Here is a 22867-nt window from a genome sequence, read left to right on the forward strand (position 1 = left end):
TACCCTATCCTATGAGTTCTATCGCGTATCGCCACCTGCAGCGGCGCCTGCGGCAGATGACGCGGGCTCAATTGGCTACTACCGCCGAGTTGCGGGAGCTACGTGCACAGTTGGCCCAGCAAGGGCTAGCGGCGGCCAGCCAGATGAGCACTCTGCTGCAAACGATGAGTACGGCTATCCTGGCCGAAAACCAGGGTAGGCAGGTAGCACTAGTAAATCAGCGTTTCTGCGATATGGTAGGGCTTGGGCAGCCACCCGAAACCTACTTAGGCTACACTCACGACCAAATGCGTCGGGTATTGGCTCGTTGTTTTCAGCAGCCCGCTCTGGTATCAGCAACCATCGAGCGAGCCATTGCTGAGCAAAGTCGCATTAGTGGGCAGTTGCTGCGGCTGCGCAACGGCCGGATCCTGCAGCAGGAATACCTGCCGGTATTGCAAGATGGCAAAACGGTGCTGCACCTGTGGAGCCTGGAAGACGTGACGGAGCGCGAGCAGGCCCAGGAAAAAATCCGGCAGTACTCACTGCTCTCCGAGCATAGTCCCAATCCCTTTATCCGGTTCGACCGCGTGGGTAGGGCACAATACGCCAATCCGGTAGCAGAGCCGCTGTTACAAATACTGGAAAAGCCAGTGGAAGCGGAAACCCGCGATTTTGTCCGCAGCGAAATAGAGCAGGCCCTGCAACAAAATCAGATCCGGACCACGGAACGGCGCTTGGGCGGCCATTTCTATCATTGGCAGATAGTTCCTTTTCCGGAGGAGCAGTCGGCCATTATCTATCTGACGGACATCACCGACCGGCGGCGGGCCGAAGCAGAATTGCTACACAGCCAGCTGTTTGTATCGCGCATCAACGATACGGTGCCCAGTATGGTGTTTCTCTTTGACCTCACGCAAGGCATCCTCACGTATTCCAACCGACAAACAGAGCTGTTGCTGGGTTACACAGAGACAGAGCTGAAGGCGATGGGACCAGCCATCGTTCATCAACTGATGGCTCCTGAAACAATAGAGGAAATTGTCCGCCGCTGGCCCGAAGGTGGTCAGTTTCCGACACAGCTGCCATTAGTGTTTGAATACCCTATACGTCGCCGCGACGGCGAATGGCGCTGGTTGCGGCTACAATTGGCAGCGTTTACCCGGCAGCCCAACGGCGAGCCAATTCAGCTTATTGGCAGCGCGCAAGACATTACGGTTGCCCGGCAGATACAGGAAGAGCTGCGCCATAGCCGCTTGCTCACAGAACGCATTACCAGCCTAGCACCCAACCTGATTTATACGTTTGACGTGCAGCAGCAATCGTTCGTCTACGTCAATCATTACTCCGTCACGGCGCTGGGCTATACGCCGGATGAGCTAATAGCCTTTGGTACTGCTACACCGCAGCGGCTGATTGTACCCAACGAGCTTGCCAAACTCCGGCAACACAACGTGCAGATTCAGAAGGCGGAAGATGGCGAAGTACACACTATTGAACTTGCTTTCCTACATCGGGATGGCTCTACCCGGTGGTTCCGGTGTAGTCATACGCCTTTTGAGCGTGATGAAGACGGTCGTTCACGCCTGATGCTGGGCACGGCCGAGGACATTACGCAGTGGAAAATTGCGGACGAGCAGCGGCGCCTTGCTAACTACCGGCTGGCCGAGCAGAACCGCTTGTTCCGGCAGGTGATTGATACCATCACGCCACTCATCTACCTGAAAAACGAAGCCGGCAACTACACGCTGGCCAACCAGGCCACGGCACAGCTCTACGGCTCCAGCACCACCGAGATTGTACGCACGCCCTACCAGCTTCTCCGCGCCGACCCGGCCGACCTGCAACGGGACCACGCGTATGACCAAACGGTACTGCGCACAGAGCAAACCGTTGACTACGAGGACACTTTCACAAATCCCGACGGCTCTATCCGGTGGTTGCACGTTGTGAAACAGCCTTTCATGCTGGCCGATGGCATGTTGCAGGTGTTAGGGGTAAGCACCGACATTACCGATATCAAGCGTGCGCAGCAGGAATTGCGCGAAGCCAAAGAAGCCGCCGAGGCTACGGCGCGCACCAAGCAGGAGTTTTTGGCCAACATGAGCCACGAGATTCGCACGCCTATGAACGGAATTCTGGGCATTGCCAACCTGCTGGCCAAAACCCCACTCGACGAGCAGCAAAACCAATACCTGGGCCACATCCGACATTCGGCCGAGGCATTGCTGGTGGTTATCAATGATATTCTGGCTATGGCCCAACTCGATGCCGGCAAATTGCAGCTCGAGTCGGTTTCGTTTGACCTGCGCGACGTGCTGTATGCCAGCCAGCAAATGGTGCAGCCCCGTGCCGCCGAAAAAGGCGTGTCGCTGGAGCTGGAGCTGCCCCCCGAAACCACGCCTACCTTCGTTACGGGCGACCCTTACCGCCTGCGACAGGTACTGCTCAATCTGCTCAGCAACGCTGTCAAATTTACAGAGCACGGGCGAGTGCTGCTAGCCTGCCGCCGCCTGAGCGCCGCCCACGAAAGGCCACGCTTCCAGTTTTCGGTGCTCGATACGGGTATTGGCATTCCGGCCGAGCAGCTGGAGCATATGTTTGAGCCTTTCACGCAGGCGTCGTCGTCGACGGCCCGCGAGTACGGCGGCTCGGGCCTGGGCCTAAGTATTTCGCGCGGGCTGGTGGAGCTATTGGGCGGCCAGCTCTCGGCCGAAAGCACGGTGGGCGAAGGCAGCTCCTTTCTGTTTACCTTACCCTTCCAGCCAGCCGAAGAGGCCCCGCCTACCACCGCCGCAGAACCTGCGCCCCGCTACCATACATTGGGCAAACGTCGTGTGCTACTGGCCGAAGACAATGCTGTCAATCAATTTCTGGTGGAGACACTGCTGAGCACCTGGGGTATGCACGTAGATACAGCCTCTTCTGGCTCGGAGGCACTCACGCTGTTCTGGCAGAACACCTACGACGTGGTGCTGATGGACATTCAGATGCCCGGCATGGACGGTGTGGAAGCTACCCGGCAACTGCGGCGCCACCCCGATGCGCAACGGGCGGCTACCCCCGTTGTGGCCCTCACGGCCCACGCCCTGCGCGACGAGGCCGAACGCTACCGTTCGGCCGGCCTCGATGCCTACCTCTCGAAGCCCTTCCGCGAGGAGGATCTGTTCCGTACCGTTTCGGCAGTGCTGCAAAAACAGCCCGTGCCAGTGGTGGAAGAAGTAGAGCCAGTTCCCGACAGCGCTCCGCTCTACGACCTTAGCGGCATTCGCCGGCTGGCCCACGGCAACGAGGGCTTTGTGAAGCGCTTGGTGCATTTGTTTATCCGCACTACCCCACCGTGCGTGCGCGAGATGGAGGAACACTTGGAAGCGGGCAATTGGAAGTTGCTGGGCTCTACGGCGCATCACCTCAAAAGCTCGCTAGATGGTATGCACATCCGGCCGCTTCATACCGTCATTCGCCAATTGGAAGCTTGCCAGCAAACCCCTCCTGAAGTGCCTGCCGCTACGCAGCAGGTGCAGCAGGTGCGCCAGATAACGGACTTGGTTATTGCGCAGTTAGAGCAGGAGTTTGGAGCTGAATAATGACTACAAAAGGTTTATTTTTTAAAATCACATAATTATACTACAACTCAAACGTGTTTTTTAGGGTTGAAGTACTAGAAAGCTGTTTATCTTACAGCACTACCCATTTGCTGGTAGCAAATGGTTTTCTTTCCTTTTAATCCTCTTTTTATGTCTTGGTTAATTCTTCTGGGTCTAATTGTCGCAACTGCCGTACTCGCCCTTAGCACTGTAAATAATTTGAAAGAAATGATGCGGCCGGAAACTGTACCTGCCCGTCAATAATTTTCGGATTTTGAAAAACAACGGGGGCTTCCTATTCAGGAAGCCCCCGTTGTTTTTTGTCAGGGTAGCTGGATGCTATTGATTGCTGATTCCTACGAAAAATCAATTTATAGCAGCAATTCAACTGTCAATTGTTCCTCAGCGAATCACCAACTTGCGCATCTCGCTCACGTTTTCGCCTTCCAGCTTAATGTAATACAGGCCGCTGGATATTTTGCTTAAGTCCAAGGTTTTGGTGGTACGGTCGCTCAGTTCTGTAAGCAGTTCGCGGTACACCACCGAGCCAATGACGTTTAGCACCCGTAGTTCCACCCGTCGGTTTTCAAATCCGTTGATAGTGAGGTGCACAATACCCGTGCTGGGGTTGGGATACACCAGCACCGATTTCTCATCCGACAAGGCGGTCTTAGGAAACCCCGTGCGGGTGCTTACTACCTGGGCCGCCGCGCAAGTGGGTAATGCGCTACCAATAAGGCCAGCGCTGCCCGTTATCAGTATAAAGAGTAAATAATGTAACCGTTTCATCATAGACGGGAAATAGAGTGGACGTATTATCAGCCAGTCTGTGGTTCTAAACGGCTGGTATTTTATTAGGTTTACAAAGGTAGAGAGACAATTTTGGCAATTTTAACAAAATATAATTTATCTATGAAAATAACCTTAGCTACCGATTACTTTTCAACACGTTAGCCCATAAAAACATTTGGACGTTCTCATTATCGGTGGTGGTTTAGCTGGTCTGGCGGCAGCCCTCGACCTACGGCAGCGCGGCTACAGTGTGACGCTGGTAGAGCGCAAGCGCTACCCATTTCATAAGGTGTGCGGCGAGTACGTTTCCCAAGAAGTGGTGCCCTACCTGCACCGGTTGGGTGCACCACCCGCCCCCCTGGGGCCTGCCGCCATTAGCCGTTTGCAGGTGAGTGCGCCAAACGGCGCACTGCTTTCGGCCCCACTCGCATTAGGTGGATTTGGGGTGAGTCGCTATCGGCTTGATCAGTACCTAGCCGAGTTGGCGCAGGCGCGCGGCGTGGTGGTGGAGCAGGGCGCAACCGTGACTACTGTAGCCTACGATGCTGCCGCCAACCAGCACCACCTGACCCTGGCCGATGGCCGGGCCCTGACAGCCCGCTTGGTGTTGGGCACTTATGGCAAGCGCGCTAACCTGGACCGCCAGCTGCAGCGGCCGTTTTTTCAGCAACGCTCGCCCTACCTCGGCGTGAAGTACCACCTGCGCCTGCCCGGCCACCCCCGCGACCTGATTTCCCTGCACAACTTCGCCGATGGCTACGCGGGCTTTTCGGCTATTGAGGAAGATAAGCTGTGCTTCTGCTACCTCACTACCCGCCGCAATCTGAAAGCCCACGGCACCATTGCCGAGCTGGAAGCGCAGGTACTCATGCGTAATCCGCATCTGCGCGCCATTCTCACCGGCGCCGAGCAGCTTTACCCTCAGCCCGAGGTCATCAATGAAATTTCCTTTGCACCCAAGTCCTGCGTGGAAGACCACGTGCTGCTGTGCGGCGACGCCGCCGGCCTAATTACACCACTGTGCGGCAACGGTATGGCCATGGCGCTGCACGGCGCTTGCCTTGCGGCCGGGCACGCCCACCACTTTTTGCAGGGCCAGATAAGTAGGGCAGCGCTGGAAATGGCGTATACCTACAGCTGGCAACAGCAATTTGGCGCCCGCCTGCGGGTAGGGCGCCTGGTACAGCGGCTGTTTGGGCAACCTCACCTCAGCAACTGGGTGGTAGGGGGGCTGCGCCACTGGCCTAGCGCGGTGCAGGCCCTGGTGGCCCGCACGCACGGCCAACCCTTCTGAACATGATTATGCTACCCTCGCGCTGCCACCCAATAAATTGCGTATACTGTCAGCAATGACCAGCTACTTGTGTGCTATTGGCACAGCCAATCCTCCCCACCGCATTCCTCAATCTCAGATTGCCCATTTCATGGCCGATGCTTTGTCGTTTGACGAAGCAGAAACCCGCCGCCTGCGGGCGTTGTATCGGGCTTCTGGCATTGGGCAGCGCTATTCCGTATTACCCGACTACGCCGAGGAAAACGGCAACTTCACCTTCTTTCCCAATACCCCGCAACTGGAGCCATTCCCTCGGGTAGGGCCACGCATGGAGCAGTACCGCGCCCACGCGCTGCCGCTGGCGGTAGCCGCCGTACAGTCCTGCCTGGCCCAGATGCAGGATGCCTCCCTACCCCATAGCATCACGCATCTGGTAACGGTGAGCTGCACAGGCATGTATGCGCCGGGGCTGGATATTGAACTGGTAGAGGCGTTGGGACTGAGCCCGCACGTGCAGCGCACATGCGTCAACTTTATGGGGTGCTATGCTGCCTTTAATGGCCTGAAGCTGGCCGACGCCTTTTGCCGAGCCGATGCGCAAGCCCGCGTGCTGGTGGTGTGCGCCGAGTTGTGCACTCTACACTTCCAGAAGCGTCGTGATGATGATGACCTGATATCCAATGCTTTGTTTGGCGATGGCGCGGCGGCAGCTTTAGTGCAGGCCCAACCGGCTGCCCATGGCCCTAGTCTGGCGCTGCAAGCCTTCCATTGCGACCTGGTACCCGACGGCCGTGCCGATATGGCGTGGCACATCAACGATTTTGGCTTCGAGATGACGCTTTCTTCCTATGTGCCAGGCCTGATCAAGCAGGGCATTCAGCACCTGGCCGATGGGTTGCTGGCCCGTTTGCCGGTTCGGCTGAGTGATATCAAACTGTTTGCGATTCATCCGGGCGGGCGGCGCATCCTGGAAGCCATTGAGCAAGCTCTGGGCCTCACGCACCACGACAACCGCTTTGCCTACCAAGTACTGCGCGACTACGGCAATATGTCGTCGGCTACGGTGCTGTTTGTCTTGGCTGAGTTGATGCAAAACCTCACGCCCGCCCAGAACGGCGCGCCCGCCCTCAGCTTCGCCTTCGGACCAGGGCTTACACTGGAAGCGCTGCTGATGGAGGTGAAGTGGTGAGTAGTGAAATGGTGAGATGGTGAATGGAAAACGTCTGTCATTCTGAGCGTGCGAAGGACCTTATGGCAGTTGAACGATGAACGCGAGGACAAACCGTTACTATACATGTCGTTCAACTGCCATAAGGTCCTTCGCACGCTCAGGATGACAGGCGTTTTTCCATTCACCATCTCACCATTTCACTACTCACCACTTCACCTTTCCCCGCATGCCTGATTTGAGCCGCCGGTCTACGCAGCCGGAGTTGATGGACGATGTAACACTGGCCTCCGACGCGCTGCGGCAGAACCTCGACGAGCTGGAAACCATCAACATGTGGCTAGGTGGCTACCGCCCGGTACTGACGGCACTGGCCGCCCTGCGCCCGCATTGGCCGCCCAACCGCCCGCTTCGCCTGGCCGACCTGGGCAGCGGCGGTGGCGACACGCTTCGACACATTGCCCGCTGGGCGCGGCGGCAGGCCCTACCCATTGAGTTGGTTGGCATCGATGCCAATGCCTTCATGCTAGGCTATGCCGCCGACAAGACCCGCGCCTACGCCGAAATCAGCTTTCAGCAGCAGGACATCTTCTCTCCCGAATTTCAGCGCCAGCCCTTCGATGTGCTCACGTGCAGCTTGTTTTGCCACCATTTCACCGATGCAGAGCTGGTGCCGCTGCTACGTCAATGGCATCAGCAGGCCCGCGTAGCCGTGGTCATTAACGATTTGCATCGTCACCCACTGGCCTACCACAGCATCCACTGGCTAACGCGCCTGCTGGGCGGCTCCTACCTCGTGCAACACGATGCCCCGCTGTCGGTGGCCCGCGCCTTTACTCGCCAAGACTGGCAACGCCTATTAGCCGCCGCCGGTATCCAGCACTACGCGTTGCGCTGGTGCTGGGCTTTCCGCTGGCAAGTGGTGCTGTACGGTGAGATGGTGAGATAGTGAAATGGTGAGATGGTGAGTTGTCGTTCTGTCATCCTGAGCTTGCGAAGGCCCTTCTCACGCGTGAACGACTATCGTACCAACGGCTCGTTTTCTCGTTCGTCGTTCACGCGTGAGAAGGGCCTTCGACACTTGCCTGATGCGCCGCTTGATACAGAACGACAACTCACCATTTCACCATTTCACCATCTCACCACTACCCCCATATCTCCGTGGCAGTGCGAAAGGTGTTGACATGGGCGTCGAGGATGTCGGCGAGGCGGGGAGAGTAGCCACCGCCCATGCACACCACCACGGGTAGGCGGTGCTGATGGCAGAGGCGTAGCACGAGCTGGTCGCGCTGGCGGCAGCCTTCGCGGGTGAGGCTCAAGTAGCCCAGCTTATCAGTGGTCAGCACATCGACGCCGGCCTGGTAGAATACGAAGTCCGGTTGTACCTCATCCAGCAAACGGGGTAGGGTATCGGCTAGCAGCTTGAGGTACTCGGCGTCGGTGGTGCCGTCGGGGAGGGGGAGGTCGAGGTCGGAGCGCTCTTTGCGGCCGGGGTAGTTGCGGGCGCCGTGCATCGAGAACGTGAACACGCGCGGCTCGTACTCAAAAATGCGCGCCGTCCCATTGCCCTGGTGTACGTCCAAGTCCACAATCAGCACCTTGCCTACCCCTAGCTTCGGCTGGGCCAGCAGGTAGGCCGCGCCTGCCGCCTGGTCGTTGAACAGGCAAAACCCTTCGCCCCTATCAGCAAATGCATGGTGGGTGCCACCGGCAATGTTGAGGGCTACCCCCGTTTGCAACGCGCGGCGGGCAGCCTCCAGCGTACCTTCCAAAATGGTTACTTCCCGCTGCACCAGCTGTGGGCTCCACGGGAAGCCCGTGGCCCGCTCTTCCTGCCGCGTGAGCTGGCCCGTGGTGAGGCGGTGATAGTAATCTGCGGTATGCACGCGCAGGATATCCGCCGCGGCAGCCGGCGCGGGTGCAAACAAATCGGCTTCCGTGATGATGCCTTCGCGCAGCAACTGCGCGGGTAGCAGCTCGTATTTGAGCATGGGAAACCGGTGGTTTTCGGGCAACGGGTGGGCGTAGCAGGGCGCCCAAGCAACAGGCAGCATAGAATAGGAATGAGCGGCCGGTGCACAAAGAAGCCCGGCCGGTTGGTCGGGCTTTTTGGGTGATTCAGGTACTGCATCGTTGGCGAAACCGTCGGCAGATTCCAGATCGGCCTCACTCACGATGTTTTGCGGACCTACGTGAGGCGTACTGGGCTCGAACCAGTGACCTCTACCCTGTCAAGGTAGCGCTCTGAACCAACTGAGCTAACGCCCCGCAAGCCCGCTGGCGGCGGCCGGGATTAGCAGCTAAGATACGATGCGGCACCGTAGCAACAACTATTTATACTGGTATTTTTTAACCAACCCGCCTGCCTACGCAACTTTCTACCCACAGTGAAGTATAGCCGCTTACGGATGTTATGCGAGCCGCGCTTTCGCCGCTACCTACTTCCGTCATTTACGCTGCTTGATTTCCTTCTCCTTATGAAAAAGATTACGCTTCTATTGGCCGCATTTGCAGCCTCCCTTTCACTGGCCCATGCGCAAGTGCGGCCCGGGGGCGCCATGTCCTCCACAGACTATTTCCGCTCCAGCTCCGACTCGCGCAACAATGGCTTTGGCGTGAAGGGTGGTTTTAACCTCACCAACGTACACGGCGACGACAAAGGTGGCATTCCGGCCCGCGAGAACTTAAACACGTTCCATGCCGGTGTGTATGCCCAGTTCGGCCTCAACAGCAAAGTGGCCATTCAGCCCGAGTTGCTGTACTCGCGCCAGGGCTACCGCTACAACCAAACGCAGGCTGGCTCCACGGAGCAACGTGTCAACCGCCTCGACTACCTGAAATTGCCCGTACTGCTGACGTATAATTTCCTTGATAACGTGAGCGTGCACGTGGGTCCGCAGGTTGCCTTGCTCACGAAAGTGAAAAACGCCGGCGTCGACCAGAGCATCAGCGACTACGGCTACCACTCGCTCGACTACGGTGTGGTAGGCGGCATAGAGTTCCGGGTTGGTCCGGCCCGCATAGGTGGCCGCTACGACCTAGGACTCGCTAAAATCCGGAAAGATGGCTATGCTACTACGGGCGCAGCTGGGCAAATTAACGTACCCAGCGGCGACGTGCGCAACCAAGCCTTCCAGGTGTATCTGGGCCTGGGGATTTCCAACTAACTCACATTCAACTCCAACAAAAAAGGAAGGCGCCGGGCGTCTTCCTTTTTTGTTAGGGCTTTTTTCAACCTCGCATGGCTTCTACCCTACTCTTGGTTACGGCAGCCCTACCCGCCATCAACCAAGCCCGCGAGCTTTTGGCCGAGCGGGCTATGGCCGTGCTGGGCGGCTGGGCGTTGCTGAACCTGTTAGTGAGTGGCTACTTTGTGGCCCGCACCGATGCGCGCACTGTGCTGCATCATTTTCATTTGATGAATGTGGGCTGGAACGTGGTGAATCTGTTGCTAGCCGTGGCAGGGCTGCTGCGCGCCAACCCTTACGGGGTAGGCAGCCTTAGCCTAGCCGATAGCCTCACGGCGCAGTTCAACTTCGAGAAGCTGTTGGTGCTGAACTTGGGCCTCGATGTGGCTTACCTGTGCATTGGCAGCTGGCTACAAGCCCGCGCCGCTACCGACCCGAAGCCAGTCCGGCTACTAGGCTTTGGCCGGTCGTTGTGGCTACAGGGTGGTTTTCTGCTGCTGTTTGATAGCGGGCTTTATTTAATCTACCACCGCTTTGCGGCGCAGCTTCTACAACTGGTAGGCTAGGCATAGGATGGAAATACAAAGCCCCGGCTGCTGAGCAGCCGGGGCTTTGTATTTCTATAGTAGGACGTTAGGCTTCTACCGTTTCGCCTATCAAGGCTTCTTTAATCTTCTTATTGAAGTTCGGAATATCATCGGGGTTGCGGCTGGTGATGAGGTTACCATCCACTACTACCGTTTCGTCGGACCACTGGGCGCCGGCGTTTTTCAGGTCGGTTTTGATGCTGGGGTAGCTCGTCATATGCTTGCCGCTTACGAAGCCAGTTTCAATCAGCGTCCAGGGACCGTGGCAGATGGCGGCTACGGTTTTGCCGGAGCGGGCAAACTCGCCCACAAAATCCACTACGCTTTGCTCTACGCGCAGCTTATCGGGGTTGATTTGGCCACCGGGTAGCACTAGGGCATCGTAGTCGGCCACTTTCGCGTCGTCGATTACTTTGTCTACGTCTACTTTCTTGCCCCAGTCGGTTTTATCCCAACCCTTAATAGAGCCGCTTTTCAGGGAGATGACGTCTACTTGAGCGCCTTCGTCTTCCAGAAACTTCTTGGGCTCAGTCAGTTCTACCTGCTCGAAGCCATCGGTAGCCACAATGGCTACTTTCTTACCTTTCAATTTATCGCTGCCAAAAATACTCATGGTGTGTGGTGCGTTTTGGGTGGTGTTATAGAAACAGAGTAGCGCAACCGTAAGCTGCACTTGTTATCTATTCAACGTATCCTATACCAAGGGGTTAAGCATAAAATTTTGCCCTAGTACTTGCAAAACGCTATGCTACGTAGGTCTCACTCCTCACCCTCGCGACGCAGCTGCTTCAGTTCCTTGCGCAGCTGGCGCACACGCTCATCAAAGCCATCGGGGTCGTAGTTCACCTCTTCCACATCCAGTTGCTCCAGCATGTCCATCAGAGCATCGGCGTGGTCGGCGCGTGTGCCGCTGTCTACCCGCACAAAGGCCAGTTCCGACCACAGCACGGCTTTTAGGCGCAGGCCATCTTCGTGCAGCATCTGCATCTCTACCACCAGGTTGGAGTTGTCGAAGTGGATGAGTTGGGTGCGGATGCGCACTACCTCGCCGTGGCGCGCCGGCCGCAGGTAGCTGATGTGGTGTTTGGTGATAACCCAGCCCGCATTTTGCTGCTGCGCTAGTTGGCCCAGGTTGAGGGCGTAGTGCTGGGTGGTGTGGTCTTCGCGGGCGTTGAGGAAGTAATCGAGGTAGCGGGCGTTGTTGAGGTGGCCCAGCATGTCGCAATCTTGCAGGTAAACGCGGTGGGTACTTTCGGGGGTCTGGAGAAGGGCAGTGGACATATACTTGGCTGATAGCTACTAGCTGTTGGCTGCTAGCTGCTGTTCTGGTAAGGGTAGGCGCTTGTAGGCTTTCGTTCTGGCGGCCACATGCAGCAGTTGATAAAAGTAAACGTCTGCTGCTTTGCGTATGCAGTGGTGCAAGTTGGCAAAAAAGCTAACAGCCAATAGCCAGCAGCTAAGAGCTACTTCCTTCAGAACAGCTCGCCCTGCCCGGTTGGCCGCTCGTGGCGCAGCAGCCATTTCTTGCGGTGCAGCCCGCCGGCATAGCCCGTTAGCTGACCATTGGTCCCAATGATGCGGTGGCAGGGTAGCACAATTCCTAAAGGGTTTTGCCCATTGGCCGCGCCCACGGCCCGCACCGCGCCGGGGTTGCCCAATTGCCGGGCCAAATCGAGGTAGGACGCCGTACGGCCGTAGCCTACCCCCAGCAGCGCCGCCCACACTTGCCGTTGAAAATCAGTGCCTTTCTCGAAATGATACGTCAGATTGAATTCCCGCAGCTCGCCCGCAAAGTAGGCCATAAGTTGGCGGTGTGCCTCACGCAGGCACTCGGGCACATCTGCCGCGGGGGTAGGCGCCTGGCCGTGCGGCTCATCTAAAAAAGTCACCGCAGCCAGACCCGCATTGGAGCCGCGCAAAGCTAGCAGGCCTATTGGGGTAGGAAGGTAGGCGTCAGGCATATTGGGGAAGTGGTGAAATGGTGAGTTTGTGAAATGGTGAGTTTTTCGTTCTGTCATCCTGAGCTTGTGAAGGACCTTATCACGTGAGAACGATAAACGTGAAAGCGAGTCGTTGTTACGCCTGTCGTTCAACGTGATAAGGTCCTTCGCAAGCTCAGGATGACAGAACGAAAAACTCACCATTTCACAAACTCACCATTTCACCACTTCTCTACCCCTCAAACCGCGCCATGCTGCTCCAGAGGCGCTCAAACTCGCGGTCGTAGGGACGCACGATGGCGGGGTCGTCGGTGATGAGCAGGTTTTCCTGGTTGTAGTGGGCAGCCGAGCGCGTCCAGTTGTAGCTGCCCGTGAGTACCGACTGGTTGTCGGCTACGGCAAACTTGTGGTGCATGTGGTTCTCGGTGCGGTCGACGTGCACGTTAATGCCGGCTTTATGTAACTGGCGGATGTCGGAGCCTAAGTCCTCCAGCTTATCGTTGTCAGTGAGGATGCGCACATGCACGCCGCGCTGGTGCGCCTCTAGCAGGGCCGCCGTCAGCCGGTCGTCGGCAATCGTGAACACGCACACGTCCAGCGTTTCGGCAGCGCGTCCGATAAAGCGCTGGATGGCACCCGCGCAGTCGTCGTGGGGGCTGAAGTGCACCTCAGCGTGGGGTGTGCGGGCGGGTGGGGTAGAAAGCGGAACGGGGGTAATCGAATGAGGCACTGTGGGTAGCAAATTCGGAGGTTAGGAAAAAGAAAGCACCGGTTTGGGCTGCCGTCGGGGCCGGGCGTTGGCCACGGTGGCCTGTGCCTGCCGGAGCGCCTCGGCCGAAGGCCGATCTAAGATACGAAGCGGCGGACCATCGGGCCGCAGCTCGGCATCCCACAGGCCCGAGCGGTGCCAGTTATCGAGGAAGTCCCAGTCGGGCCGGTCGATGATGGGGTAGCAACACACGCCCCACAGCGGCACGCCCGCTTGCAGGGCCTGGGCACACTCCTGGCCAATGTAGTGCCACCACTTGGGCCGGTCGATGCCGGGGTGGCTGGTTTCGGTGAGCACCACGGGACGGCCGTAACGGCGGTGGGCCATTTGCAATAACTTGTGCAAGGGCGTCCAGCGCGGGTTGGCCGGCGTATCGGCCCAGCCAATGGTTTCGTGCGGGTCCAGCTGCCACTGGTTGTCGTAGTAGAAGTTGAAGCCCAGGATATCCAGGTACTCCTCGCGGCCGCCCAGCTCGGGACACAGGCGCCCGGCCAGCATATCCACCGACTGAAACTGGTTGTTGGTGAACTCCACGCAGCGCTGGCGCTCGGCCCTACCCGCCCCCAGGCGCGGCACCACGTTGATGAGCGGCTCGGTGGTCAAGATCCGAATGCCGGGGTCGGCCTCACGCAGGGCGACCACACCTTCAATGTAGGCACGCATCAGCCCGCGCTTCACCTCCCAGCCCTGCCCCACGCAGTAGGGCGAAGTGCCGCGCACATCGCCCCCCAGCCACGACATAAAGCTCACCTCGTTGATGGGCGTCACAATCAGCTCGCCCTCGGGGCGCTGCTGGCGGTAGAAGTCTACAAAGGCCCGGCACAGCGCGGCAAAGCGTCGGGCAAACATGGGGTGCAGGGGCGTCAGGTCGTCGGGGTAGCCAAAGTGGCACAGGTCCCAGATCTGCTGCACGCCCAGGCGCTGGCCCACTTCCAGCATGGTTTGCACGGTGCTCCAGTCATAATGGTAGGGCTTGGTCTCGATCTGGCTCCAGCGGATGCCTTCGCGCACGGTCTGGATATGAAACTCGCGCTGAATGTCCTGATAATCTTGCTCTATCAGTTGCAAATGCCCCGTGAGGGGTAAGAAATCGACCCGGTTGCCGAAGGCGTTCAGCTGGTCGGTGCACTCATAGCCAGCCATCCAGAATGAGCGAAAAGGAGAGGTCGTGGTGTGGTCGTGGTGTGGCATAGGGTAGGGGTTTGGTGGTGAGATGGTGAAATAGTGAGATGGTGAGTTTGATGTTCTACCTGAGCAGCTTGCACAGAGGCGTATTCAGAACATCAAACTCACTATTTCACCACTCACCATCTCACCACTTACTGCGACGAGCCGCTGATTTCGGTGGCGCGGTGCTTTTGGCCGAGGGACTTGGCTTCGATGAAAATGCGCTTGAACTCCGGGTATTTCTCCCGAATATCATCCTGTAAATCGTCGATGGCCTGCTCCACTTCCACGGCGTTCAGGTCGCGGCGGAACTGCACATCGAGGGCCAGGATAACGTCCTCGGGGCCAAGGTAGGAAGTGAGTGGGGGCCGCACCTGGTCTACGGCATCGTGCTGACGGGCAATCTGTTGCAGGTCGTTGAGCGTATCGCGGTCTACGCCTTCACCAATGAGCAGGCCTTTGGTTTCGCGGATCAGGAACACGGCCACGCACACCAGCAACAGCCCAATGCAGATGGAAGCCGCGCCGTCGAGGTAGGGATTGTTGAGGGCGTGCCCGAAGTACACACCCAGTAGCGCAATGGCCAGGCCAATCAGCGCCGCGAAGTCTTCCATCAGAATGGCAAACACGGAGGGGTCTTTGCTGCGGCGCAACGACGTCCAGAATCCCACTACCCCGCGGCTGCTGTTGAACTCGCGCAGGGCAATCAGGAAAGACGTGCCCTCGAACAGGATACCCAGTCCCAGCACCCAGTAGTTCCAGGTAGGGTCGGTGATGGGGGCCGGCTCGCGCAGGTGCTCAATGCCTTCATAAATCGACATGCCGCCACCTACCGAAAACACCAGCACGGCTACAATTAACGACCAGAAATACAACTCTTTACTGCGCCCAAACGGAAATTCCAAGGAGGCGGGCTTCAGGCTTTGGTGCAATCCGTAGAGCAGCAAAAACCCATTGCCGCTATCAACCAGTGAGTGAATTCCTTCCGATAGCATAGCCGAGCTACCCGTGAAGTAGGTAGCCACAAACTTGGCAATGGCAATAGCAATATTGGCCCCAATAGCCCCGTAAATAACTAGCTTGGAGGATGATTTTCCGGCCATAGTAGATGATATGTGTAACTCGGTTGTACGGTGGGGCTCGGAGCAAGGTTAAGACGCGCGGTTTGGGCACGTGCCGCAAAGGAGTTGGTTTCGGCGCAAAGATGCCTGCTGCCCAATTGCTGTTGTTGGCGCAGCCACTGCAGATCCACTACTAGGCAAACATTTCGGCGCGGCGCGGCTTTCTACCCTCATCACGCTCCCTTTCCACTATTTATGGCTCACCTCGACCCAGACTCCCCTACCCCATTAGTCCCTACGTTGCAGCGGCGCTTGGGCCTAGTGCAGGCCACCGCCCTTAATATGATAGACATGGTGGGTATTGGGCCGTTTGTCACCCTCCCGCTCGTTATGGGCTTTATGGGCCCCAACTTCTTGCTGGCGTGGCTGGTAGGTGCTGGCCTAGCCGCTGTAGATGGCCTGATTTGGAGTGAGTTGGGCGCGGCCTACCCCGAGGCTGGCGGTAGCTACCGCTTCCTGAAGCTGGCCTACGGCGAGCAAAAGTGGGGTAGGCTGATGTCGTTTCTGTACGTCTGGCAAACGCTTATTCAGTCGCCGCTGGTGCTGGCTTCGGGTGCCATCGGCTTTGCCCAGTATTTTGGCTACCTCGTGCCCCTCACCGAGTGGTGGCAGCCCAAGCTGGTGGCCGGCAGCGTGGTACTGCTGCTTATTGCGCTGCTCTACCGCCGCATCGAGGATATTGGCAAGCTGGGGGTGGCGCTGTGGGTAGGCGTATTGACCCTGATGGGGTGGCTGATTTTTGGCGGCCTCACGCACGCCCATCACCCGGTCGATATCCTACCTGGGGGTGGGATGCCGGCTTTGCCAGGGCTGCTGCTCTCGGGAGCTATGGGCCACGCCGCCGTCAATACCATCTATTCCTACCTCGGCTACTACAACGTATGCCACTTGGGCGCCGAAATCAAACAACCGGAAAAAGTGATTCCGCGCAGCATTTTTCTGAGTATTCTGGGCATTGCGGGGCTGTACCTGCTGATGAACTGGAGCGTGGGCACCGTCATTCCGTGGCAGGAAGTGCAGAGCTGGCAAAGCGGTGCCGGCGACAAATCGCAGTTTATCGTGAGCGTATTTGTGGAGCGCCTGTACGGGCCGGCCGCTGCCACCGTAGCCACGGCCATGGTGCTGCTAGTGGCGTTTGCCTCGCTGTTTGCGGTGCTGCTGGGCTACTCGCGCATTCCCTACGCAGCGGCCGCCGACGGCGAGTTTTTGCCCGTGTTTGGCAAGCTGCACCCTACCAAGCAGTTTCCCTACGTGTCGTTGCTGCTGCTGGGGGGTGTGGGTTTTGTGTTCAGCTTGTTGTTTCGGCTGGGCGAGGTGATTGCGGCCATTCTGGCCATGCGCATTCTGGTGCAGTTTGTGGGCCAGGCGGTGGGGCTGGTGTTGCTCCGGCGTCGACGTGGCACGGCGGCGCTGCCGTTCAAGATGCCGCTGTATCCCCTACCCGTCATCCTGGTTATCCTCGTGTGGCTGTTCGTGTTTGTGGGCATCACGCCGGTGGCGGTGGAGTGGGGCGGGGTTCGGTTTAATCTTTATTTCCAAGTGGCCGCGCTGGGCATGATGGCATTGGGCGCGGTGGCGTTTCTGCTCTGGAGCCGGCAGCAACGGCGGTGGCCGTTTAGTAAGTGAGGGTGCTTATACTTGTGGGTTAGTTGAACCCTCTTGTCATCCTGAGCATGTGGCGCATCAAGCCAGTGTCGAAGGACCTTTTCAGGGTAGGGCGAATTGTCGTTACGATAATCGTTCACGCGTGAAAAAGTCCTTCGCAGGCTCAGGATGACAGACGTTTTTTCAGTATCACCTATTCCCTACCCATGAAGCTACTGTATATCCTTCTACTCTCCCTACTCAGCCTTACCGCCTTCGCCCAAACTACCCCCGACGTCATTCCCTGGAGCGCTAAGCACCGCCTCACGGCCCAGGATTTCGGCGTGAAGCTGAAGAAAGAAACCATCGGCAAGGCCGAGTTTCAGCTCACTACCGAAACGCGTACCAACCTCTACACCAAGCAAAAGCGCACCATCGTACGCAACGGACTGGTACGCTCCAAGTCCAGCATTAACCCGGCGCACAACGTGGCGCAGCAGCTCCGCTTCCAGCAGACCTTGTTCGACATCACCGAAATTTACGCCCGCAAGCTGCGCCAGCTGATGCCCGCCACGCCCACGGACGCCCCTACCCCCACCTCAGCCAAAACCGACCCGGCCGCCCAGATGACAGCCGCCGCGGCCAAGCGCCGCCAGCAATACCGCCTCCAGACGGCCAATAGCACCATCGCTGCCAAGCAGGCCCAGTGGGAAAAGACGATTCAGAAGGAATTGACGGCGTTGCAGCAGTTTGCGCTGCCGGAGTAAGGAAAGTAATGCAGACCGTCCCTTCTCCCGCTGGTCCAAAGGACGGTCTGCCTCCTACTGGGTAGTTCTACCCTACCCACTTCTCATAGCAGAAAAACCGCAGTCCTGGCCGGAACGCCAGCGTGATTTCGCCGGCGAAACGGTAGCCCAGTTTGGGGAAAAGACGCTGGGTGGCCTGGTTTTCGGAGTTGGTGTCTACGCGCAGTACGCGCAAGCCTTGCTGCTGGGCCAGCTCCTCGGCTTTTTGCAGGAGCGCCGCGGCCACGCCCCTACCCTGCGCGGCCGGGTCTACGGCTAAGCGGTGCGTTACGAGGGCGGGCTCGGTCACGTCCCAGTCGGCTTGGGCATACTCGGCGTCCTGGTCGTTGTGGGTGAGGGCGGCGATGCCGGCCAGCTGCCCATCCAACTCTGCCAGCCATAGGTGCTGCCGGGCAATGTCGCGCTGAAATACGGCTTCATTAGGGTAGGAGTCTTCCCACTGAAAATTGCCGGCTGCATTCATCAGCGGCACCACCCGACGGATGAGGGAGAGAATAGCGGGAATGTCGGTAGGGGTAGCAAGGCGAAGCGTCATACGGCAAAAATAAACAGTCCGCCCAATCATCGTTTCTGATGAGTAGACGGACCGCCATAGCGTTTATGCAATCAACTACCCTCGCCGCAACACTTCGGCGGCTTCCTTGGCGAAGTAAGTCAGGATGGCATCGGCGCCGGCGCGCTTGATGCTCAGCAGCACTTCCATCATGGTTTTTTCGCCATCAATCCAGCCTTGTTGGGCGGCAGCTTTCACCACGGCATACTCCCCCGACACGTTGTAGGCCGTAACGGGCAGGGTGGTGTTATTGCGCACTTCCCGGATGATGTCGAGGTAGCTGAGGGCAGGCTTCACCATCACCATATCGGCACCTTCCTGCTCGTCGAGGGCCAGCTCGCGCAGGGCTTCGCGACGGTTGGCAGGGTTCATCTGGTAGGTTTTCTTGTCGCCGCGTTTGGGGGCCGAGTCCAGCGCGTCGCGGAAGGGGCCGTAGAAAGCCGAAGCGTACTTAGCCGTGTAGCTCATGATGCTCACGTGGCTGAACCCGTTTTTGTCCAGCACGTCCCGAATCCAGGCCACGCGGCCGTCCATCATGTCGGAGGGCGCAATCACGTCGGCGCCGGCGCGGGCCTGGGCCAGGGCCATTTGGCCGAGCACCTCCAGGGTAGCATCGTTGAGAATCTCGCCCGACTCGGGGTCTACCACGCCGTCGTGGCCGTCCGAGGAGTAGGGGTCCATGGCCACGTCGGTCATCAAGACCACCTCCGGAAACTGCCGCTTGATGTCGGCCACGGTGCGCAGGTACAGGCCGTTGGGATTGGCCGACTCACGCGCCAGGCGGTCCTTCACGGAATCTTCCAGCCCCGGAAACGGCGCAAAGCTCTTGATACCCAGCTCCACGCAGCGCCCAATTTCGTCGATAATCCGGTCGGGTGAGTAACGGTGAATACCCGGCATCGACTTCACTTCTACCTCCTTGTTCTGCCCATCAATCATGAACAGCGGGTAAATAAAATCATGTACCGACAGGGAGGTTTCCTGCACCAAATCGCGGATTACCTGAGACTTACGGTTGCGACGCGGGCGGTGCGTGGGGATAATAGACATGCGAAAGCGAGGATGATTCAACGGCAAAATAACAGCGCGTTGCCTGTAAAGTTCAGGCTATCTTCCGCAAAACCCAGATACCTATAGCTGAAACAGCTCCTGGATGGTTTCCAGCCAGGCGTGCGGCCCCAACAACCCGCGCATGAAGAAGTAGTAGCCCAACAAGCCAACCACAATACCTGCAAAAATACCCAAGCCGCCGCCAATCAGCAGGCCACCTACAATGCCCGCAGCCACCAGCACTACACCCAGCGCCACCAGCCAGGCATTGCCCTCGGTCTCGTCCTGCGGCTGCCGAAAGCGAAACGGCTGTCGGTGTGCCCGCCTGATTTGGCTGATTTCTTCTGACTTGGCGGCCGGTCGGGGCAATTGCAAAGCCCGCGAGGCGCGGCTTATGGTCAGAAACTGCGCTCTTGCAGCAGCAGGCTTCTGCCGGCTGCGCGTGCCCACAAAGGGTAGCGCAACACTCAACAGCGCTGTACTATCGGGGGTAGTAGATAGCGCAACAAAAGCCGAATCGGTGGTAGATGGGCACGGTGGGGAGTAGGCAGTCGTTTCCGGCAGCAGCACTTTGTGCTCGCTCTGGCAACCCGCCAACAGCAGCGCCGGTACCAACCCGCAACCCCATAGAAATGCCTTCATCATAAAGTAAGTAAACCGTCAACGGCGGCGCAAAGATACGCAGGCTGCGCCACTCGAAAGAACCCCTGATTAGAACGCCAAAATCACCCTTTCTATTACATCGCAGGCAGCGTGCAGCTGCGCCTCCGAAATCACCAGTGGCGGCGCAAACCGGATGATGTCGCCGTGGGTAGGTTTGGCCAGCACGCCGCGCTCCATCAAGGACACGCACACGTCCCAGGCCGTGCGGCCGTCGGCAGCGGGCCGTATCACGAGGGCGTTGAGCAGGCCTTTGCCTCGTACTTCCGTTACTACCCTGGGACGCTGTTGTTGTACCTGGCGCATCCGTTCCCGAAATATTTCGCCCAACTGAGCCGCTTTTTCAGTGAGTTTTTCGTCGAGCAGCACGTCCAGTGCTGCCCGCATCACCACCGAGGCCAGCGGGTTGCCGCCAAAGGTAGAGCCGTGCTGGCCGGGCTGAATGGTGAGCATCACCGCATCATCGGCCAGCACCGCCGACACGGGTAGCACGCCTCCGCTCAACGCCTTGCCCAACACCAGCACATCGGCGCGCACGTCTTCATAATAAGTAGCCAAAAGCTTGCCCGTACGGCCCAGTCCGGTCTGGATTTCATCGGCAATGAACAGCACGTTGTGCTTGTGACACAGCTCGTACGCTTTCTTCAGGTACCCTTCTGATGGCACTACTACCCCGGCCTCCCCCTGAATAGGCTCGACCAGAAACGCACACACGTGGCGGTTCTGCACGGCTTCGGCCAGGGCATCCAAGTCGTCATACGGCACTACCTGGTAGCCGGGCACGTAGGGGCCGAAGCCACCCGTGCTGTCGGGGTCGGTGGAGAAGGAGATGATGCCGGTGGTGCGGCCATGGAAGTTGTGCTCAGCTACTAGGATAACGGCCTCGTTAGGAGCAATACCTTTTTGCTCATAGCCCCACTTGCGCGCTAGTTTCAGGGCCGTTTCTACAGCCTCTGCACCAGAATTCATCAGCAGCGCTTTGTCGTACCCAAACAGCTCGCATAGCTGCCGCTCTGCTTCGCCTAGCTGGTCGTTGAAGAAGGCCCGCGACGTGAGGGTGAGGCGCTTGGCCTGCGCCGTGAGGGCCCCGATGATGCGGGGGTGACAGTGCCCCTGGTTCACCGCCGAGTAGGCTGAGAGGAAATCGTAGTATTCCTTGCCCTCCACGTCCCACAGCCGGGCACCCTCGCCCCGCGTGAGCACCACCGGTAGCGGGTGGTAGTTGTGAGCACCATACTGATCTTCGAGCTGCATCAGCTCCTGGCTGCGGGTAGTGGAGGTAGTGGTCATGGGTAGCAATCAGGTGGGTAGTAACATACGCAGTTTGGAATGCAATGGCTTTGCCCTGGTCCATTATCGGGGTAGGGAGTCCAAGAGCTTGCCCACAAAGTTTCCTTCCTCGCTGCCGTCGGGCAGGGAGATGGTCCAGTCCAGCACAGCTTTTTCGGGGAAAGTAATTTGCTGGCCTTGGGTGAAGCTCTGCACGGTGAGCAGCTCGTTGGCGATGATACCCTGCACCGTAGTGCCCGACCATGTCCGTACCCGCACGAAAACTTGTTCAAAGGTGCCGTCGGCGTCATAGAGGCGCGTAGTCAGGAAAAGTACTTGCTCCTCAGGTAGGCCGGTTTGGAAGCGTTTTTTTACACTGGGCAGGGTAGTACGGGCTTGCTTCACGGCGCTGGCAATCTGCATATCCAGTTCACGCAGGCGCCGGGCCGCGTCGGTAGTGGCAAAGGCCAGCGGCTGGTCGGTAGGCGCGTGGGCCGCCAATGGCGCATTGTTGGCAGGCTTTTGTTGTGCCTGCGCTACCGGAGCAACGCCAGTCAGCAAACCAAGCAGCAGCGACACACGAAATAGTACGGTTGCAGTCATGTATAATAAACAACGGGTTACTCTCGGACCACGTCGCCCTAAAGTAGGCACCCAAACTAGCAAGGATACGCCGAATGCGGGCAGATGTGGCCTCGGGCCGGTAAGCTAACGTACCTTTGTCTTCGCAATGTCTACTACGCCCCTACCCCTACAGCCCGGCGACTACTATTTTACGCCCGAAGGGCTGATGGTGTTTACGGAACAGTACCACCGGCGGCGTGGCACTTGCTGTAAAAGCCGCTGCCGGCACTGCCCCTGGGGCTACGGGCGTGAGAAAAAGTCTCACTCAGCAGAACCTTCTGATAGCTAACCATCTATTTTTCAGCGCTCCGGTTTGCTTTTCTCGGATAAATACCGATCTTTGCGTCCCTTTTTCTGACATAGAAACCTCTAAGTTCCTCAATATCATGGCCCGAGTTTGTGATCTGACCGGCAAGCGTACCCGTGTGGGTAACAACGTTTCGCACGCCAACAATAAGACCAAGCGTAAGTTCTACCCCAACCTGCAAAAGAAGCGCTTCTACATTCCGGAGCAGGACGCCTGGGTTACGCTGAAAGTAGCAGCTTCTACTATCCGCACGATCAACAAGAACGGCATCATGTCGGTGCTGAAGAAGGCCAAGGAGCAAGGCTTCATCGTTTACTAGCTTTATCAGCGGCTGCTACGTACCTGTTGCGGGTGCCCGACTGCGGGACTTGTAATGGGTAGGCCACCTCGGAATTAAACAAAGGCTATATTTCTTATAGCCTGAGGGTTTGACAATTCCGGAA

General features: G+C 58.1%; 23 protein-coding genes and 1 tRNA gene. 10 read left to right on the forward strand and 14 right to left on the reverse strand.

The annotated features are described in order from the left end of the window. The first annotated feature begins 11 nt into the window (after positions 1-11). The gene (locus tag H8B15_RS08880) at positions 12-3566 is read left to right on the forward strand and encodes a PAS domain-containing hybrid sensor histidine kinase/response regulator (protein ID WP_187319322.1); all 3555 of its coding nucleotides are present in this window, start codon (positions 12-14) and stop codon (positions 3564-3566) included. A gap of 402 nt (positions 3567-3968) precedes the next feature. Here the strand turns inward: H8B15_RS08880 and H8B15_RS08885 are convergent, their stop codons facing one another. After that, positions 3969-4358: a T9SS type A sorting domain-containing protein gene (locus tag H8B15_RS08885; protein WP_187319323.1), complete on the reverse strand. Its 390-nt coding sequence runs from the start codon at positions 4356-4358 to the stop codon at positions 3969-3971. Between the two features lie 175 nt (positions 4359-4533). On the opposite strand from H8B15_RS08885, the gene H8B15_RS08890 reads away from it, so the two are divergent. From H8B15_RS08890 to H8B15_RS08900, 3 genes are all read left to right on the forward strand, one after another. After that, a complete protein-coding gene (locus H8B15_RS08890; RefSeq protein ID WP_187319324.1) occupies positions 4534-5652 on the forward strand; it encodes an NAD(P)/FAD-dependent oxidoreductase in 1119 nt (372 codons plus the stop codon). A 55-nt stretch (positions 5653-5707) separates the two neighbouring features. After that, on the forward strand, positions 5708-6820 hold the full coding sequence (locus H8B15_RS08895; RefSeq protein WP_187319325.1) for a type III polyketide synthase: 1113 nt from the start codon (positions 5708-5710) through the stop codon (positions 6818-6820). A 208-nt stretch (positions 6821-7028) separates the two neighbouring features. Further along, on the forward strand, positions 7029-7748 hold the full coding sequence (locus tag H8B15_RS08900) for a methyltransferase domain-containing protein (protein ID WP_187319326.1): 720 nt from the start codon (positions 7029-7031) through the stop codon (positions 7746-7748). 196 nt (positions 7749-7944) lie between these two features. On the opposite strand, the gene H8B15_RS08905 is transcribed toward H8B15_RS08900, so the two are convergent. Both H8B15_RS08905 and H8B15_RS08910 read right to left on the reverse strand, forming a co-directional pair. Further along, positions 7945-8853 (reverse strand): histone deacetylase family protein, encoded by a 909-nt coding sequence (locus tag H8B15_RS08905; RefSeq protein WP_187319327.1) that lies wholly within the window; start codon positions 8851-8853, stop codon positions 7945-7947. Positions 8854-8992: 139 nt separating this feature from the next. Next, positions 8993-9067, reverse strand: a tRNA-Val gene (locus tag H8B15_RS08910). Between the two features lie 209 nt (positions 9068-9276). On the opposite strand from H8B15_RS08910, the gene H8B15_RS08915 reads away from it, so the two are divergent. Together H8B15_RS08915 and H8B15_RS08920 are read left to right on the forward strand one after the other, a co-directional pair. After that, complete coding sequence (locus tag H8B15_RS08915; RefSeq protein ID WP_187319328.1) at positions 9277-9966, forward strand: porin family protein; 690 nt, start codon at positions 9277-9279, stop codon at positions 9964-9966. Positions 9967-10040: 74 nt separating this feature from the next. Next, on the forward strand, positions 10041-10553 hold the full coding sequence (locus tag H8B15_RS08920; protein ID WP_187319329.1) for a DUF6992 family protein: 513 nt from the start codon (positions 10041-10043) through the stop codon (positions 10551-10553). Between the two features lie 67 nt (positions 10554-10620). Here the strand turns inward: H8B15_RS08920 and H8B15_RS08925 are convergent, their stop codons facing one another. The 6 genes from H8B15_RS08925 to H8B15_RS08950 all read right to left on the reverse strand — a co-directional run bounded on the left by H8B15_RS08925 (position 10621) and on the right by H8B15_RS08950 (position 15553). Beyond that, positions 10621-11187, reverse strand: a complete 567-nt coding sequence (locus H8B15_RS08925; protein ID WP_187319330.1) for a type 1 glutamine amidotransferase domain-containing protein — start codon at positions 11185-11187, stop codon at positions 10621-10623. A 146-nt stretch (positions 11188-11333) separates the two neighbouring features. Then, the gene (locus tag H8B15_RS08930; RefSeq protein WP_187319331.1) at positions 11334-11855 is read right to left on the reverse strand and encodes an acyl-CoA thioesterase; all 522 of its coding nucleotides are present in this window, start codon (positions 11853-11855) and stop codon (positions 11334-11336) included. A 191-nt stretch (positions 11856-12046) separates the two neighbouring features. Then, positions 12047-12535, reverse strand: a complete 489-nt coding sequence (locus H8B15_RS08935) for a methylated-DNA--[protein]-cysteine S-methyltransferase (protein ID WP_187319332.1) — start codon at positions 12533-12535, stop codon at positions 12047-12049. A gap of 211 nt (positions 12536-12746) precedes the next feature. Further along, positions 12747-13244, reverse strand: a complete 498-nt coding sequence (locus tag H8B15_RS08940) for a phospholipase D-like domain-containing protein (protein ID WP_187319333.1) — start codon at positions 13242-13244, stop codon at positions 12747-12749. A 21-nt stretch (positions 13245-13265) separates the two neighbouring features. Further along, positions 13266-14474 (reverse strand): amine oxidase, encoded by a 1209-nt coding sequence (locus H8B15_RS08945; protein WP_187319334.1) that lies wholly within the window; start codon positions 14472-14474, stop codon positions 13266-13268. A gap of 128 nt (positions 14475-14602) precedes the next feature. Continuing rightward, complete coding sequence (locus H8B15_RS08950) at positions 14603-15553, reverse strand: cation diffusion facilitator family transporter (protein ID WP_187319335.1); 951 nt, start codon at positions 15551-15553, stop codon at positions 14603-14605. Between the two features lie 213 nt (positions 15554-15766). Between H8B15_RS08950 and H8B15_RS08955 the strand changes: the two genes are divergently transcribed. Together H8B15_RS08955 and H8B15_RS08960 are read left to right on the forward strand one after the other, a co-directional pair. Continuing rightward, complete coding sequence (locus tag H8B15_RS08955) at positions 15767-17197, forward strand: APC family permease (RefSeq protein WP_187319336.1); 1431 nt, start codon at positions 15767-15769, stop codon at positions 17195-17197. Positions 17198-17382: 185 nt separating this feature from the next. Next, positions 17383-17922, forward strand: coding sequence for a hypothetical protein (locus tag H8B15_RS08960; RefSeq protein WP_187319337.1), 540 nt, complete (start codon positions 17383-17385; stop codon positions 17920-17922). A 67-nt stretch (positions 17923-17989) separates the two neighbouring features. Here H8B15_RS08960 and H8B15_RS08965 read toward each other — a convergent pair whose 3' ends face one another. The 5 genes from H8B15_RS08965 to H8B15_RS08985 form a co-directional block, all read right to left on the reverse strand. Further along, positions 17990-18496 carry a GNAT family N-acetyltransferase gene (locus H8B15_RS08965; protein ID WP_187319338.1) on the reverse strand — a complete coding sequence of 169 codons (507 nt, stop codon included), beginning with the start codon at positions 18494-18496 and terminating at the stop codon, positions 17990-17992. Between the two features lie 75 nt (positions 18497-18571). Next, on the reverse strand, positions 18572-19564 hold the full coding sequence (gene hemB, locus H8B15_RS08970) for a porphobilinogen synthase (protein ID WP_187319339.1): 993 nt from the start codon (positions 19562-19564) through the stop codon (positions 18572-18574). Between the two features lie 81 nt (positions 19565-19645). Next, a complete protein-coding gene (locus H8B15_RS08975; RefSeq protein ID WP_187319340.1) occupies positions 19646-20209 on the reverse strand; it encodes a hypothetical protein in 564 nt (187 codons plus the stop codon). Between the two features lie 66 nt (positions 20210-20275). Then, the gene (gene rocD / locus H8B15_RS08980) at positions 20276-21514 is read right to left on the reverse strand and encodes an ornithine--oxo-acid transaminase (RefSeq protein WP_187319341.1); all 1239 of its coding nucleotides are present in this window, start codon (positions 21512-21514) and stop codon (positions 20276-20278) included. A gap of 63 nt (positions 21515-21577) precedes the next feature. Continuing rightward, entirely contained in the window at positions 21578-22096 is a 519-nt protein-coding gene (locus H8B15_RS08985; protein WP_187319342.1) for a DUF2314 domain-containing protein, read from the reverse strand. 127 nt (positions 22097-22223) lie between these two features. On the opposite strand from H8B15_RS08985, the gene H8B15_RS08990 reads away from it, so the two are divergent. Together H8B15_RS08990 and rpmB are read left to right on the forward strand one after the other, a co-directional pair. Next, positions 22224-22406: a C1orf53 family protein gene (locus H8B15_RS08990; RefSeq protein WP_187319343.1), complete on the forward strand. Its 183-nt coding sequence runs from the start codon at positions 22224-22226 to the stop codon at positions 22404-22406. A gap of 97 nt (positions 22407-22503) precedes the next feature. Beyond that, positions 22504-22743: a 50S ribosomal protein L28 gene (gene rpmB / locus H8B15_RS08995; RefSeq protein ID WP_110976335.1), complete on the forward strand. Its 240-nt coding sequence runs from the start codon at positions 22504-22506 to the stop codon at positions 22741-22743. Positions 22744-22867 lie beyond the last annotated feature (124 nt).

Source organism: Hymenobacter citatus, assembly GCF_014333615.1.
Taxonomy (GTDB): domain Bacteria; phylum Bacteroidota; class Bacteroidia; order Cytophagales; family Hymenobacteraceae; genus Hymenobacter; species Hymenobacter citatus.

What these genes read in the sequence shown, in the direction of transcription:
- H8B15_RS08935 (WP_187319332.1), bottom strand. Translation starts at nt 12,535, where the DNA reads ATGCCTGACGCCTACCTTCCTACCCCAATAGGCCTGCTAGCTTTGCGC.
- H8B15_RS08950 (WP_187319335.1), bottom strand. Translation starts at nt 15,553, where the DNA reads ATGGCCGGAAAATCATCCTCCAAGCTAGTTATTTACGGGGCTATTGGG.
- H8B15_RS08945 (WP_187319334.1), bottom strand. Translation starts at nt 14,474, where the DNA reads ATGCCACACCACGACCACACCACGACCTCTCCTTTTCGCTCATTCTGG.
- H8B15_RS08930 (WP_187319331.1), bottom strand. Translation starts at nt 11,855, where the DNA reads ATGTCCACTGCCCTTCTCCAGACCCCCGAAAGTACCCACCGCGTTTAC.
- H8B15_RS08990 (WP_187319343.1), top strand. Translation starts at nt 22,224, where the DNA reads ATGTCTACTACGCCCCTACCCCTACAGCCCGGCGACTACTATTTTACG.
- H8B15_RS08920 (WP_187319329.1), top strand. Translation starts at nt 10,041, where the DNA reads ATGGCTTCTACCCTACTCTTGGTTACGGCAGCCCTACCCGCCATCAAC.
- H8B15_RS08915 (WP_187319328.1), top strand. Translation starts at nt 9,277, where the DNA reads ATGAAAAAGATTACGCTTCTATTGGCCGCATTTGCAGCCTCCCTTTCA.
- H8B15_RS08960 (WP_187319337.1), top strand. Translation starts at nt 17,383, where the DNA reads ATGAAGCTACTGTATATCCTTCTACTCTCCCTACTCAGCCTTACCGCC.
- H8B15_RS08985 (WP_187319342.1), bottom strand. Translation starts at nt 22,096, where the DNA reads ATGACTGCAACCGTACTATTTCGTGTGTCGCTGCTGCTTGGTTTGCTG.
- H8B15_RS08925 (WP_187319330.1), bottom strand. Translation starts at nt 11,187, where the DNA reads ATGAGTATTTTTGGCAGCGATAAATTGAAAGGTAAGAAAGTAGCCATT.
- hemB (WP_187319339.1), bottom strand. Translation starts at nt 19,564, where the DNA reads ATGTCTATTATCCCCACGCACCGCCCGCGTCGCAACCGTAAGTCTCAG.
- H8B15_RS08905 (WP_187319327.1), bottom strand. Translation starts at nt 8,853, where the DNA reads ATGCTGCCTGTTGCTTGGGCGCCCTGCTACGCCCACCCGTTGCCCGAA.
- rocD (WP_187319341.1), bottom strand. Translation starts at nt 21,514, where the DNA reads ATGACCACTACCTCCACTACCCGCAGCCAGGAGCTGATGCAGCTCGAA.
- rpmB (WP_110976335.1), top strand. Translation starts at nt 22,504, where the DNA reads ATGGCCCGAGTTTGTGATCTGACCGGCAAGCGTACCCGTGTGGGTAAC.
- H8B15_RS08895 (WP_187319325.1), top strand. Translation starts at nt 5,708, where the DNA reads ATGACCAGCTACTTGTGTGCTATTGGCACAGCCAATCCTCCCCACCGC.
- H8B15_RS08900 (WP_187319326.1), top strand. Translation starts at nt 7,029, where the DNA reads ATGCCTGATTTGAGCCGCCGGTCTACGCAGCCGGAGTTGATGGACGAT.
- H8B15_RS08955 (WP_187319336.1), top strand. Translation starts at nt 15,767, where the DNA reads ATGGCTCACCTCGACCCAGACTCCCCTACCCCATTAGTCCCTACGTTG.
- H8B15_RS08975 (WP_187319340.1), bottom strand. Translation starts at nt 20,209, where the DNA reads ATGATGAAGGCATTTCTATGGGGTTGCGGGTTGGTACCGGCGCTGCTG.
- H8B15_RS08885 (WP_187319323.1), bottom strand. Translation starts at nt 4,358, where the DNA reads ATGATGAAACGGTTACATTATTTACTCTTTATACTGATAACGGGCAGC.
- H8B15_RS08965 (WP_187319338.1), bottom strand. Translation starts at nt 18,496, where the DNA reads ATGACGCTTCGCCTTGCTACCCCTACCGACATTCCCGCTATTCTCTCC.
- H8B15_RS08880 (WP_187319322.1), top strand. Translation starts at nt 12, where the DNA reads ATGAGTTCTATCGCGTATCGCCACCTGCAGCGGCGCCTGCGGCAGATG.